At 62.4% G+C, this 14,290-nt stretch carries 10 protein-coding genes and 1 pseudogene; 1 reads left to right on the forward strand and 10 read right to left on the reverse strand.

Features of this window, described 5'->3' with window-relative positions; all coding sequences use genetic code 11:
* Both H7C19_RS21025 and H7C19_RS21030 read right to left on the reverse strand, forming a co-directional pair.
* Nucleotides 1-390 (reverse strand): annotated as a pseudogene (locus H7C19_RS21025) (hypothetical protein); the annotation flags it as partial.
* Complete coding sequence (locus tag H7C19_RS21030) at nt 387-1,130, reverse strand: uracil-DNA glycosylase (RefSeq protein WP_185671020.1); 744 nt, start codon at nt 1,128-1,130, stop codon at nt 387-389. The gene H7C19_RS21030 and the pseudogene H7C19_RS21025, both read right to left, overlap by 4 nt.
* 100 nt (nt 1,131-1,230) lie before the next feature.
* On the opposite strand from H7C19_RS21030, the gene dat reads away from it, so the two are divergent.
* Nucleotides 1,231-2,076: a D-amino-acid transaminase gene (gene dat / locus H7C19_RS21035; protein ID WP_185671021.1), complete on the forward strand. Its 846-nt coding sequence runs from the start codon at nt 1,231-1,233 to the stop codon at nt 2,074-2,076.
* A 71-nt stretch (nt 2,077-2,147) separates the two neighbouring features.
* Here the strand turns inward: dat and H7C19_RS21040 are convergent, their stop codons facing one another.
* The 8 genes from H7C19_RS21040 to H7C19_RS21075 all read right to left on the reverse strand — a co-directional run bounded on the left by H7C19_RS21040 (nt 2,148) and on the right by H7C19_RS21075 (nt 14,213).
* Nucleotides 2,148-2,321, reverse strand: coding sequence for a hypothetical protein (locus tag H7C19_RS21040; protein WP_185671022.1), 174 nt, complete (start codon nt 2,319-2,321; stop codon nt 2,148-2,150).
* Nucleotides 2,322-2,849: 528 nt separating this feature from the next.
* Entirely contained in the window at nt 2,850-4,232 is a 1,383-nt protein-coding gene (locus tag H7C19_RS21045) for a GNAT family N-acetyltransferase (RefSeq protein WP_185671023.1), read from the reverse strand.
* Nucleotides 4,229-5,452, reverse strand: a complete 1,224-nt coding sequence (locus H7C19_RS21050) for a Gfo/Idh/MocA family protein (RefSeq protein ID WP_185671024.1) — start codon at nt 5,450-5,452, stop codon at nt 4,229-4,231. The genes H7C19_RS21045 and H7C19_RS21050 overlap by 4 nt, the downstream gene beginning before the upstream one ends.
* 18 nt (nt 5,453-5,470) lie before the next feature.
* The gene (locus H7C19_RS21055; protein ID WP_185671025.1) at nt 5,471-6,301 is read right to left on the reverse strand and encodes a carbohydrate ABC transporter permease; all 831 of its coding nucleotides are present in this window, start codon (nt 6,299-6,301) and stop codon (nt 5,471-5,473) included.
* A gap of 15 nt (nt 6,302-6,316) precedes the next feature.
* Entirely contained in the window at nt 6,317-7,189 is an 873-nt protein-coding gene (locus H7C19_RS21060) for a carbohydrate ABC transporter permease (RefSeq protein WP_185671026.1), read from the reverse strand.
* A gap of 97 nt (nt 7,190-7,286) precedes the next feature.
* Nucleotides 7,287-8,636, reverse strand: coding sequence for an ABC transporter substrate-binding protein (locus H7C19_RS21065; RefSeq protein WP_185671027.1), 1,350 nt, complete (start codon nt 8,634-8,636; stop codon nt 7,287-7,289).
* 31 nt (nt 8,637-8,667) lie between these two features.
* Nucleotides 8,668-11,055 (reverse strand): hypothetical protein, encoded by a 2,388-nt coding sequence (locus H7C19_RS21070; RefSeq protein WP_185671028.1) that lies wholly within the window; start codon nt 11,053-11,055, stop codon nt 8,668-8,670.
* A gap of 26 nt (nt 11,056-11,081) precedes the next feature.
* Nucleotides 11,082-14,213, reverse strand: a complete 3,132-nt coding sequence (locus tag H7C19_RS21075; protein WP_185671029.1) for an S-layer homology domain-containing protein — start codon at nt 14,211-14,213, stop codon at nt 11,082-11,084.
* Nucleotides 14,214-14,290: the final 77 nt, after the last annotated feature.

A 14,290-nucleotide genomic window follows, 5' to 3' on the forward strand; every position in this document is an offset into this window, starting at 1 on the left:
CCGCCGGACTTCGTGCTCTTCCAGACGCGTGGACCGCTCGTGACGCGCGACGTCGACGTGCTCCGGCGGCTCGTCCGCCATCGCCGCCAGCAACGCCCGCGAGAGCCGCTCTTTGGCTTCGAGCGGCTGATAAGGGTCCGTCACCGACGAGAAGAACACGGTGACGGGCCCTTTGCGCTTCGCGCGCGCCAGCTCGCTCGCGAGCGTCGCGGGTTCGCCTTGCTTGCGCTGCGCCCACTCGCCCCACGGCTCGCCGCGGAACAGCGCCACCGGCAATCGCCGCACGTAGCAGTACGAGCACCCGTACGCGCAGCCGACGTACGGGTTCAACGTGTGCGTATAGCCGGCGAGGAAGCCCGTTGCCGGCGTCAGCCAGCGCGTCCGGCTCACGCCCGGCCTTCCCGCTCCGCGGCCGCCGCCGACTCTATGCGCGCGTCCGCGATCGCCTGGGCGCCGAGTTCCGGCACGCACCAGTCGATCTCCGCTTGCCCGAACGCGCGCAAATACGCATTCGCCTGCGAGAACGGCTTGCTCCCGAAGAAGCCGTTGTACGCCGACAGCGGGCTCGGATGCGCCGAGGCGATCACGCGATGGCGGCGCTTGTCGATGAAGGCCGCCTTCTTCTGCGCATGGCTGCCCCATAAGATAAAGACGAGCGGCTGCTCCCGCTCGTTCAGCGCGGCGATGACCGCGTCCGTGAACTTCTCCCAGCCGAGTCCCTTGTGGGAGTTGGCTTGGCCGGCGCGCACCGTCAGTACCGCGTTCAGCAGCAGCACGCCCTGCTTGGCCCAATGCGCGAGATTGCCGTGCGACGGGACGGCGCAGGCCAAGTCTTCGTACAGCTCCTTGAAAATATTTTTCAGCGATGGCGGCTGGCGCACGCCCGGCTGGACCGAGAAGCTGAGTCCGTGGGCCTGTCCGGGTCCGTGGTACGGGTCCTGACCGAGGATGACGACCTTGGCGTCGGCATAGGGCGTCCAATGCAGCGCCTGAAAGATGTGATGCATATCCGGGTAGACGACCTGTTCCCGGTACTCCGCCGCGAGCCGCTGGCGCAGCTCCCGGTAATAGGGCTGCTCCATCTCCTTATGGAGCAGCTCGTTCCAATCGTTGGTGAACACGGCTGGCATGTAGGGGTCCTCCTGATTTATGATGATGAGAGATGTACGAGCTTCCATTATAGCAAATCGACCGCAGACTTACGCTGCGCAATCGAAGGAGGACCTATCGATGTCGCCGATCTACTGGTACGACAATCAATTCCTGCCCGCTGAGGCGGTACGCGTCTCGCCCCAAGACCGGGGCTATTACTTCGGAGACGGCGTCTACGAGGTTTATCGCGTCTACGGCGGCCGCCTGTTCGAGACCGGGCTTCACTACGAGCGTCTGGCGCGGAGCGCGGCCGGCGTGAAACTCGCGCTGCCCTTCGGCGAGGCCGAGCTGGAGGGCGTCCTGACGGAGCTGGTCCTGCGCAACGAAGTGCGGGAAGGCACCGTCTATCTGCAGATTACCCGCGGCGTCGCCCCGCGCAATCATCTCTTCCCGGCCGATGCCCAGCCGATGGCGATGGCGTATTGCAACGAGGTTGCGCGCCCGGTCACGACGATGGAGGCCGGGATCAAGACCATCACGCTCGAGGACACGCGCTGGCTGCATTGCGACTACAAGACGCTGAACCTGCTCGCGAACGTGCTGGCGAAGCAGGAGGCCGCCGAGCGCGGCGCAGGCGACGCCATCCTCCGCCGGGGCGACATCGTCACCGAGAGCAGCGCCTCGAACGTCATGATCGTCAAGGACGGCCGGATCCTCACGCATCCTGCCAACAACCTCATCCTTCACGGCGTCACGCGCGCCGTGTCGTTGCGCCTCGCCCGCGCCGAGGACATCCGGGCCGAGGAACGTCCCTTCACGGTGGACGAGCTGCTGGCGGCCGACGAAGCGTTCGTCACCGGGACGACCGTCGAAGTGACGCCGATCGTCTCCGTCGACGGCCGTCCGATCGGCTCCGGCGAGCCCGGCCCCGTCACCCGCAGGCTGCAGCGGGCCTTTGCCCGGGCGATCGGGCTGGAGAGCTGAAGCGGAGCATTATCGCCAAAGAAGCGCCAACCCTTTGCGGTCGGCGCTTCTTTGGCGTCCTGGCGTCTGTCCTATTCGTCCGCCTCGATGCTGAAGATGACGTAGCGGTTGAGCTGCTTCTCGTCTTTTTCCTTCTTCTCGACGATCCGGTATTCGTCCGTCTCCGGCTCCAGGATGACAAAGTAAGAGCGGTTGTTCTCGCGGTTCAAGATTTTGGCTTTGTCGATAGCGTACTGCTTCGTCATGATGTTTTGCTCCCCGTGTGTCCGGATCGATTTATTTCAGAATACCTCTTTTCTACGCGGAGCCTCTCATCTCCTGCTTCCGCTTTTCGAGAATTGCATTCCATTTTTCGCGAGGCTTTGCGTAGCCGGGCGGAAACCCTTCAAGCGCCTTAAACCGGCGGTACCGGCGGCACCGGCGCTACTGGCGGAATGGGCGGAATCGGAGGCACGAACGGATCGGGCTGTTGCGGAGGGACGGGAAATGGCGGGAACGGCGGAACCCATTTCAACATGTTGATCTCTCCTCGTCAAGACTGATCCAATAACTTACTCTGGATGAGATCAAAAGCGGATAGGCGGACGTCCCTTGTTCGCTAAAATGGACGAATGCAAGCAAACGAAGGGCATCTCCGGGCTGCTACCGGAATGCCCTCTCTTATTCTTTTTGGCCACTGCCGCGCGATTTCCTGCAGCCGCCCGCCCAGCAATCGCAGTTGCGATCCGAGCAGGCCGCTTCCGGCCGGCATCAGCGTCTCTCTTCCCCTCCCGCTAATCCCAAGGCAGCTCCACGATCACCGCCGACTTGTCGTCGGACTTCTTGTGCCGCGGGTACCGCTCGCACGAAGCATCCTGCTCCTCCATCGCGGCCAGCTCGTCCATGTACGGCCCGATCCCTTGCGCGTCCAGCCGGTCCGCCAGCTTCTCCCACTTGCGCGGATCGTCGTCGTTCTCGATAAAGTGGAACATGCCGTCCGTCACCGCATAGATGCGCGCTAGGTTGGCCGTGGAGAGGCTGCCGTACTCCAACGTGTCGGCCAGCGCGGGATCGCCGTTCATGACGGCGTAACCGTCGGGTGCGTTCGCTTTGTCCCGGTTGCACTTGAACACCGGCTTCAGGCGGCTCGCGATCTCTTCTTCCGACAGCTTGCCCGACTGGGCGAGCTGACGCTTGGCGTTCAGCGCCTTGAGGTCGAAGCCCGCGACTTGATTGCGGGTGAGAACCCGCACGTCGCCGTCCTTGTACCGGGCCAGCAGCATGCAGTCCCCGGCTTGCACGTATTCGACGCGCGCCCGGCTCCACTTCACCACGGCGAACACCGCCCCCCAGCGCTTCCACTTCCCGGCGACGTCGACGCCGGCCGCCTCCATACGCTGCATCAGCGCCGCATTGGCGCGCAGCACCGCCGCTCTCAAGTCCGGCTCGGGATCCGCCGCGCCAAGCTCATCCGCCAGCAGCCGGGAAGCGACGTAGCCGCCCGTGCGGCCTTCTTCGTCCTGATAAGGCAGCATGGCCGACACGCCGTCGATGACCCCGTAGACGTGCGCCTCCGGATTCACGACCACGGCATCCTCGTTGGGCGCCGACGGATCTCCGGGTCGCGTATCCTGCGCGACCTGTACGCCGTACGGCAGCTTCAACTCGCGGTAGACGCGCTGCCACCGGGATTGCAGGCCGTCCGTCGGCGCGTCGGGACGGAAGCCCAGCTTCAGATACGTACGTACGGCCGGCAGCCGGAAGTCGTCGGTCTCCAGTACCGCCCGCCGCTTGCCGTCCGCGGCCATCTGCCGCAGCGCGGCCAGGCTGACCCGGTAGCCGAGTCCAAGGCCGGCAAACGCGGGATCTACGCCTACCATGTGCAGGTAGCCGCAGTCTTCCTCCCATTGCGGCTCCTGCCAGGCGCAAGCCGTCGCCACCGGCGCCTCCCCCGCGCAGACGAAAAGCACCCGCTCCGGACTGAAGTAGTAGTGGGATCGGATCGTCTTCTGGAAGCTTCGGCTCCATCCGAACGCCCGCTCGACGATTCGTTCCCAATGGGCTTCGTCCCCGGGCGCGAAGCTTCTTAACGTATACCCTTCCGGCCATGTATCGTCCGGGAGGCAATCCAACGATCTGCGCATGACCAATTGCGGCAGCTGTCTCTCTTCGTTCATCCTCCGCTCCTCCTGTCACTCTTTCGAAAATCGGGAAACGCGACCGGCGCGCCGCCCCGTCTGCGCGACGCCTCCGACAGCGCGAAGATGCAGCTCCATTCGGCCGCGTCGTAGACGTCGATGGCGGGCCGGCGCCGTGCCCGGATGGCCGCCGCGAATTCCTCCAGCACGAGCTGATTGGACCCGCCGTGCCCGGTCCCCCTCGAAGCCGCCTCCATTTGCTGCCACGAAGGGGAGTCGAACGCTTCAAAGTAGCGGCCGAACGGCTCCCACTGCCCTTCCGGTTGTCCGCCCCAAGGCGGCGTCGCCATCGGCGACCGCCCCTGAAGCCAGACCAGGTCTTCTTCGCCGTCGTGCCGCCGGGATAGATAGGCGCCATCCGTTCCTTGCAGCGCATAGTGGTGCATATTGTGCGGCCTTGCGGACGTCCAGTCCACGCGCAGGTGAATGAGCACGCCGTTCGCCGTGACGATATCCGCGACGGCCGAATCCCCCTGCTTCCAATATCCCGCTTGGGCGGCCGGATGGCCGTGGCCGAACTTGTCCCGGAAATAGCGCCGCAACGACCGCGAAGGGGACGAGAACGCGGAGAGCGTGGCGAACCGGTCTCCTCCGTTCTTGCCGAGCCCCAGCCATTTGGCGAGCGGTCCGATCGAATGGGTCGGATAGTTGAGCCCGTCGTAATCGCGATGTAGCTCCCCTCTCCAGGTCAGCGATCCGTCGGGCGCGTGAACCGCGTGCCGCAGATCGTGGATGTATCCCCCTTCGAGGTAAGTCAACTCGCCGAACTGACCGCTTTCCGCCATCCGCTGAACGACGAGGCTCTCGCGCTCGTAGCAGTAATTTTCGGCCAGCATATAAGTCAGCCCGGTCCGCTCTACGGTCTCGACCAGTTCCCACGTCTCTTCGAGCGTATGGGCCGCGATGACCTCGCTCAGCACGTGCTTCCCGGCGCGGAGCGCCCGGATCGCCTGGCGGGCATGCAGCAGCATCGGGCTGGCCAGCAGGACGGCGTCGACGGTCGGATCGTCCAGCATGCGATCGTAATCGGTATACCCGGCAACGCCGGGGTACTCCGTCTGCCACTCGGCGAGCACCGCCTCCCGCAGATCGCAGATGGCCGAGAGACGAATCCGGTCCTCCAGCGCCGACAGGATGCTCCTGAACCGGCCGCCCCGGTTCCCGCCGACGACCGCCAAGCGAATGGGTGGATGAGTCATGTTTTCGCACCTCTTGTTTTATTTGACGGACCCGATGACAAGTCCTTTTTTGATATATTTCTGCAGCGCGACATAGATCGCGATCGGTGGAATCGACGTCATGAACAGCCCGGCCAGCAGCAAGGGATAATCGGTGTCGAACCGCTTCAGGATCGTCGCCACGGCGACCGTCATCGTCTTCAGATCATCCGACTGCAGGAAGATCAGCGGCGTGAACAGATCGTTCCACCAGCCCGTCGCGTTAAAGATGGCGAGCGTGATGATGCCGGGCGCCGACAGCGGCACGACGATCCGGGCGAGCGTCCGAACGTACCCGATCCCGTCGATCTTGCCCGCCTCCAGAATCTCGTTCGGGATGCCCCGCATGAGCGCGGCCAGCAGGAACACGTTCGAGGGTACGCTGGTGATCGCCCAGAGGAGGACGACGGAGGCGAGATGATCCACGAGTCCGAGGCGCGACAGGAGAAGGAAGTTCGGCACGACGAACGTGATGCTGGGGATGGTCATCGTCGCGATGATCGTCATATATAATCCCTGGCGGAACGGGAACCGGATCTTCGCGAAAGCGAAGGAAGCCGGCACGGTCAGCGCCATCGCGAGCGCGAAGGCGGCGGCGGCGCTGAAGAGCGTGTTGCCGAAGAGGCGAAGGACGTCGAACCGGTAATACAGCGCCTTGAAGTTGTCGAAGTTCCACTCGGACGGCAGGCCGCCGGGATTCCGGAAAAAGTCGACCGCGGTCCGCGAGCTGTTGACCGCCATATAGACGACCGGGTAGAAATCGAGGACCGCAATCGCGATGAGGACGAGATAGATGATAAAGCTCGCAGGCAAAGACCTTCGGTTGGCCATGGCTTGTTCGACTCCCTATTCTTCGAAACGGTTGGACAGGCGGATTTGCGCCCAGGACACGAGCAGCACGATGACGAACAGCACGATCGACAAGGCGCTGGAATAGCCGAGCTGTCCGGGCGACTGGAACGCTTTGATATAGATCATGTAATCGATGGGCGTCGTCTCTCTTCCCGGTCCGCCCTGGGTGACCGAATAGACGAGCGAGAACAGGCCGATGAAGCAGTAGATCGCGTTGGTGACGGTAAAGTAAACGATCGTGGGCACGAGGGACGGCATGGTGATGCGAATCAGCCGCTGCCACCAGCCCGCTCCGTCGATGCCGGCGGATTCGTAGATCTCGTGGGAGATGGACGACAGGCCGGACAGGAAGATGAGGACGCCCTGGCCGAGCGTCTGCCAATAAAAGCAGAAGATCAGTACCAGAAACGCCGTAGGCGCGCGGGAGAGCCACTCCGTATTGCCGTCGGACAGTCCGATCCCGCGTAGGAACTGGTTCACGACGCCGGACTGGGCGAACATCATCTTCATCAGCATGCCGACCACGACGGCGGAGAGAATCGTCGGAATATAATAGAGCGAACGGAAGAACCGCCAGCCGCGCACTTCTTCGAACAGCAAGACGGAGACGATGAGGGACAGCAGGAGGATGCCCGGGATCGACAGCAGGAAGATCGCGTTGTTGCGAAGCAGCGTCCACAATTCTCCGTTGGTGAAGATGAAGGTATAATTTCTCAGGCCGATCCATTCGGCGTCGGCGCCGTTCCATTTCGTGAAGCTGTGAATGAAGGTGTTGACCATCGGGTAGAACACGATCGCGGCCAGGGCGAGGAACGCCGGCAGCAGCGACAGATAGCCCGTCAGGGATTCCCTAGTACGGTAATGCATGGCGGCAAGCCTCTCTTTATCGGAAAGGATCGAATCTTCGCGGCGATCCGCCGCCGCGAAGATTCCTGAAAATCAACTTTTACATGTTTTGCTGCTTTTACTTCTGCGCGAGAATCTCGTCCCGCTTCTGGTCCAGCTTGGTCAGGAAGTCGCCGGCGTCCAGCTGGCTCTTGATGACGAGGGAGTTGAGGGAGCCGATATAGTCGGACAGCTCCGACGGATAGATGTTGTCCGGCCAGAAGATCGTGGAGGGCTCGCTCGCCCATTGCTGCTGCCGGATGACGAGCGGATTCTGGGTGAACTGGGCGGCGTCGACATTTTTCAGGTTCAGCAGCTTCCCGTAGCCGTCCTTGAACCGCGCGATCTGCTCTTCCTTGCTCACCAGGAAGAGGATGAACTTTACCGCTTCTTCCGGATGCCCGGACGACTTGGAGACGACGAAGTCCGCTCCGGTGCCCCCGATGCCGCCGTCCTTCACCAAGGCCGCGTCGCTGAAGTTCGGAATCTTGATCATGCCCAGGTCGTCCCCGAGCGCGGCGTGCGCGTCGTTGATGAGATTGAAGCCTCCGAAGATGAGCGCCACCTTGCCGTTGTAGAATTGCGTCTCGTGCTGGTCGGTCTTCACGTAGCCGTCCTTGTAGAGCTGAAGGTAGCTCTTCATCACCTCGAGCAGCTTCTCGCCGTGGAAGTTCAGCTTTCCGTTCACGATATCGTTGATGCCGGACGTGCCGACCATCTGCGCGAACCAGTAGTCCAGGAAGTAGACGAAGTCGCCGTCCTCGCCCGTACCGATCGGCGTCACCCCGCTCGCTTTCAGCTTCTTCAGCATATCCGCGAATTCGGCGTAATTCGAAGGAGGGTTCTGTTCGGGATCGACGCCGGCCGCGGCGAACAGCTTCTTGTTGTACAAAATGCCGATCGTGCCGTCGCTGCCGTCCGGGATGCCGTAGATCGTCCCCGTATCGGCGAAGTTCTCCGTCACCGCGTTCCAGCCGGTCATCGCTTCGATGTCCGACGGCTGCAAATACGAGTTAAGCGGCTGAATGAACGACTTCAGGTCCATCGTATAATTGCCCGACCACAGGTTCGTAACGTCCGGGCCGTTGTTCGCGATGCCCGCCGTCTGGAACTTCGTCATCGCGTTCGCGCCATCCGGGATGTCCTGGATGTCGATCGTGACGTTGGGATGGGCCGCTTCGTAACGGGCGATCGCCTTGTAGATATAGAAATCCTCTTTTTTCTTCGTCTTGTCGTTCTCGTCGATCGTCGGATAAGAGGTGTTCCAGAAGACGAGTTTGACCTTCTTCCCGGGCGCTTCGCCGCCTGCGGCCGACGATGCCGAAGGCGAGACGCCGCCGTTCGCGGAGCCCCCGCCGCTGCCGCAGGCCGACAGCAAGACGAGACTTGCGGCCAGCAAGAGCGAAGTTCCTTTGTGCTTCCTATTCATTTCTCCCTCTCCCATCCCGATTCTCATTCGATTATTGTTCCTTCAGCATGCCGTGATAGCGTCCCATCCAGTACGGAAGCAGGAACCACGTGCCGCTCTCCATCGAGCCCGATGTGTAACTGACGCCGTTGTACTTCACCTTCGTGTAGTCGACGTAATCGTTGTTGAGGATCGTCGCGTTGGTATAGCCCGAGAAGGCCGTGAACGGGCTCGAATTGAACTTGTGGATGTCCGTCTCGTCCAGCGGCAGCGGCCGGCTCGTCGATACGACGCCTTTGCGGTCTCCGTTGATCTTCGTATAATCGCGGTAGTTGAAATATTGCACCAGCGGCGCGTCGGCCCGCATGCTGTTGTTGACCGGGAAGGAGACGCGGTATTGCGGCATGCGCGCCAGCGCCCACGCGGCCGCGCCCAAGTCGGCGTCCGTACGTTCCGGGTACGTCTTCTGATACAGGTAGATGTAGAACGGATTGTTCTCGTCCTTCATGTTCGCCCACCACTGATCGAACACGCCGCGCAGCTTCGCCACTCTCTCGGAATTCGGGTTCTCGTTCATCTCGATGTCGATCAGCGGCAGGAACGCCATCGCGAACAGGTTCTCGTCCGAGAAGTTGACGGCCAGTCTCCAATTCTCGGAGGCGTGGATCGCGCTGTTGATGTCCGGATAGTCGTCGAAGTCGCTCGACAGGACGTCCTTCTTGCGCTGAATATATTGCTCCATGATCTCGATGTAGCCGATGCCGCTGGTCGCGTCGGAATAGCTGCTGTCGCGGTTGTCGTAGCTGCCGCCGTCCGCGCGCGGCGTCCACAGCTTGTCGTACACCTCGCGGAACAGGGCATTGTCCGCTCCGTACAGCTCCGGCTCGAGCGAGGTCAGGTAGATGGCCGTCTTGACGAAGCTCACGATCTCGTCCGCGTTGACGTCGCTCTCGTACCCGCCTTCGTACTCGCCGGGAGGCACCCCTTCGGTATTGAGGGTGTAGTCGATCTGCGGCGCGAAGTACGTGGCGTTCCACCGTGCCCAGGTCGTCGGATTGCCGGTCGCGTCCAGCATCGCGAAGCCGTTCGTGACGATGCCTTTGACGATCCGGTCGGCGAACTGAATGGCCAGCTGCTTCAGATGCGCGTCCTCCGCGCCCGTCCCGTCGAACAGATAGTTGGCCGCAAAGTACAGCAGCGCCATCTGGCCGTTCACTTCGTCGGAGGAGGTGTCCGCCTTGTAGATCACCTTATCGTCGTTGGCGTTGCCCCCGTACAGCTCGGCCAGCATCGGATCGACCGCTTCGACGACCGGCGACTTCAACCGCCAGACGACGTTGCCGCTCTTGTCCGCGAGCACGGGGAAGATTCCTTTGTCGCCATAGTCGTCGGCATAGGCATGGCCGGTCGCCGCCGCATAGGCGCTCTCGGCTTCGGCCACGAGTCTCGGATCGGTAATCCGCAGCTCTCCCTTCTTCCGCGCGTCGGACGTATCCACGGCCACGCCGTACACGGCCGTCGACACCGAGCCGTCCTCCAGCACCGTTTCCGTCTTTTGCTTCTTGAACCACAGGCCGTTCGGCTGCGAATCGCCCTCCATGATATAGGAGCGGGCGATGAAGCCGTCGCCGCGTCCGGAGATCTGGGCGAGCAGCATGACGGCCTTCGCCGCCCGGGTCGCGTCGGCCTTCGCCGCCGCCATCTCGGCGGCGTCTCCCTCCCGCTTGGCCGTCAAGTACCGGTAGATCTCGCCGATCGCGTATTCGCTCGTCCACAAGCCGTCGTTGTCGTTCGTCGTCGGCCTGCCGACGTACGCGTCCCCGTTGCGGGCATACGCGACATCCTCGCCGATCATCCCGTTGCGGTCGTTGACCGTTCTCGTCAGCCGCTCGTACGTATCCGCCTTGTCCTTCAGCGATGCCGTCGTCACGACGATATGAACGATGCCGTTGCCGTTGCGGACCCATACGCCGCTCTGGCCGTCCGCATATAGTCCGGTGACGCGGTCGTCGCCGTTGTACAGATAGCGCGGACCGGCGAGATATTGCGCGTAGTCCCGCGGATCTTTCTCCTTGACGTTCAGGCGCTGCAGCCCCTTCGTCGTGCCGATCCAGAGCGTATCGCCCTCTTGCGCGAACGCCGTCACCTGCTCCAAGCCGATCGTCTTCAGCACCTCGAGCTGGTCCGGAATGGTCCGGGAAGCGTCCAGACCGGCCAGAATGGCCGCTTTCTGCGCTTCCGTTAAGTCGGCGGACCGATTGAATTCATCGTTGCTGAAGTAGACCATCTTCTTCTGATACGTCTCGCCGATTACGGTCGGCGAATAGGAAGCGTTCGGCGGCGGGCCGTCGCTCGCCATCGCGGGCAGCGGCGCGCTAACGGCGATTAGCAGCGCGATCGATGCAAGCTTAAGACGTTTGGCGTGCTTCTTCATGTTCATGTTGTCCGTCCTCCTCATCTAGGGCGTTATTGATAACGAATACGGGAGACGCTCCGGTCGGTCAGCACCCACAGATGATGATCGTCGGCCAGCAGCGCCTGGATCGTCCCCTTGAAGTCGGTGCCTTCCGCGAAGTGCTTCACCGCGCCCGGATCGGCCGAATACGGATCGAAGCGCTTCAACGTCGTTCCGGCGCCCGTCCACATGAAGCCGGCGCGGTCGATGACGTTCACGCCGCCTGTCTGACCGAGAACGGCCAGCGCGGACGTCTGGAACGGATAGGTGTAATCGACCGTCTTCTTGCCGGCCAGCACGAGCGCGTAATCCCGGAGCGGCTGCGGCACCGCCGCGTCGTCCGTCTTGTAGAATTCGACGTCGCCGGTCGGCAGCGCGCTCTTGAACGCGCTGTAGCGGGTGGCAATCTCGTCTTGGCCGAGCGCCCGGGAATAGACTTTGACCTGTCCGATCGCGCCCTCAAAGTAATGGATTACGTCGCCGTATGCTTCCGCGTCGCCGCCGATGATCAGGTCGTTGTACTCGTTGATCGGAAGCGGCCCGGAAGTCGAATTGCTGCCGGTCAGCGCTCCGTTGACATAGAGCTTGATGGAGCCGTTCGCGTACCCGTTCGCGGCGTCGCCTTCATAGACGGCGGTCAGATAGAGCACCTTGCCCTTGACATTCTGGATGACATCCGATTCCGCCGGGTCTTTCGAATTTTGCGTATCGAAGACGAACTTCTTGTCTTCCGCGGCGTAATAGAGGCAATAGCCGCCGTTCTCATAGTTGCCCAGAATGTGATACTCGTCCTTGGACAAGTCGCTGTCCGGAGAAATATAGACGGCCGTCTCCATCGTCAAGGCATCCTGCTTGAACAAGCTGCTGTTAAAGGTTACCCGGGCTATCGAACTCGGCTTCCCTCTCGCCCCTTGGCCGTCCAGCACGAGCGCCTTTTTGCCGAACAAGGAATCGTCCTCGATCTTGGCGTTGTTCTCCAGCGCGGCGTCGTTCTTGTTCAACGTGGCGTCCTTCACGGTTTTTCCGGAGACGTTCGTGAAATCCAGATCCAGGACGTCCGCGGCTTGGGCGTCGTACCCCGTGCCTGCGCTCAACGTTTTGAAGGAGGCGGTGACGGGCGCGGATTCCTTCCCGTAAGCGTCCAGAGCCTTGACGGACACGGTATATGGGGTGTTCGGCCTCAACCCCCTCGCCGAGAACGTATGGCTCGAAGCTTCCGTATAAGGCGATACGACCGAAGGAGCGCCGATCAGCTTGCCGTTGACGGTGACGATATAGGCGTCCACCTTGGTGTCGTCCGTCGCCTTCGGCCACGTCAGGGTGGCGGACACGGCGGATACGTCGGACACGTTCAGCTTCGTTCCTATCTTGAAGACGGGGTTCTCGGCGTCCGTCGAGTACTTCCGGGCCGATTCCACCGGACGCTTCAAGTCGATGACGTAAGGGGTTCCGATCAGCGCTCCGTCCCGGTCCAATTCCCTTCTCTCGACCACGACTTGATCGCTGTATACTTTTACCAGCAAACCTTGCGAGACGCTCTTGTCCAGGTAAATGTCGTTGTCGTTGGCGTAGCCGTGCGCCTGAACGAAGGCGGTAGCCCCGTCGTTGATGCGGATGAAGCCGTCGGCGGCGTTGATCGTGTTCGGGTGCTCCAGCGTATAGTGCGTATGCCCCGTAATCAGAATGGCGTTCGGATGGCTCGCCATGACGGCCTTCAACTTGGCGTATTCGGCCGGGTTGTTCCATCCGGCGCCTTCGCTGCCGTAGGTGGTGTTCTTGTAAGGGTAGTGCATCAGGACGAATACCGGCTTCTTGGCGTCTGCCGGGTTCCCCTTCTCGTCCGTGCCGATCTTCTCCTTGAGCCATTCGTATTTGGCGTCGGACATGGCGCTCCGGTCGTGGTCCACGACGATAAAGTGGTATCCCTTGACCCAGGTATCGTAGAAAACGCCCGCGTTTTCGGCTTTCGGGTCAACGGCTTCCACCTGATTCCCGTTCCCGTCCATGCCGGTCTCCTTGTAGAACCGGTCGGCGGCGGCATACTTGTCGCCGCCGAGCTCGTCGTTCGCGGCGTAGTACTCGTGATTGCCCGGAGCGACGATCGCCTTGGCGCCCGCCGGCTTGTTGGCGTTCAGAATGCCCATCGCGCTCTCGTATTGAGCGACGGTGCCGGCATCCGTCATGTCTCCGTCGACGACGATTGCATTGTAGTTGCCCAGCGATTTATACACTTTCAGCGCTTGTTCGAACTTGGCTGCGGCGTCGACGGAGACGTCCTCGATTCCGACATGCGTATCGCTCACGACGGGGAAAGTCAGAATCGGCTCGGCGTTAGAACCTCCGTTTCCGCCCGAAGGCGGGCCGCCGCTTCCATCCGTCGGGCCGCCTCCAGGTGCCGGATTGCCGCCACCCGGCGCTGGGCTTCCGCCTCCCGGCGCGGGGCTTCCGCCTCCCGGCGCCGGAGTGCCGCCCGCCCCCGGCGAACCGCCGCCCTCCGTCGGGTGCCGCAGGTTCATGGCCTTGTCCAGCAGGACGACCGCCTCCGCCCGGGTGATCGACGCCCGCGGCTTGAAGGAGCCGTCGCGATAGCCGGAGAGGAGATGCTGGCTGACGAGGGCGTGAACGGCCTCCCTGCTCCAGCCGGCGATGGACGCCTCGTCCGTAAAAGGCGCGGCCGCGGCATCGCCCGCCTGCGCGCCTAGCCGGAGCATGCGCGCCAGCATCACCGCCGCTTCCTGCCGGCTGACGGGGTTCCCGATGCGCACCGTGCCGTCCTCGAAGCCGGCGAGATAGCCCGCCTTGACGGCTTTGCGGATGTCCTCGTACGCCCAACTGGACGCGGACAAATCTTTGAACTTGACCTCGCCCGCTTCGACGTAGCCGAGCGCGCGGTTTGCAAGCGCCGTCCATTCGGCCCGGGTGAGCGGACGGTTCGGTTCGATCTTGCCGTTCGAGCCCTTCAGCAGCCCGGACTGCGACCAGCGCGACAGCGTGCTCTCCGCCCAGTGGCCTTGAATGTCCGACGGCGCTTGAGCAGCGGCCGCGAACGAAAGGCCGTTCGGTCCCGCCCCGATCAGGGCGGATACGAGCGCGACCGCGGCCGCGCCCTTGACCGATACGGCGGTCCATTTGCCGACTTTCATTTTCCATTCCTCCCGCTTGCGATCGTTGATAGGCCTGACTACCTTCATGATAGGAGGAAAAGGACATGCCGGGGACT

Source organism: Cohnella nanjingensis, from assembly GCF_014212125.1.
In the GTDB taxonomy this organism is placed as follows: domain Bacteria; phylum Bacillota; class Bacilli; order Paenibacillales; family Paenibacillaceae; genus Cohnella; species Cohnella nanjingensis.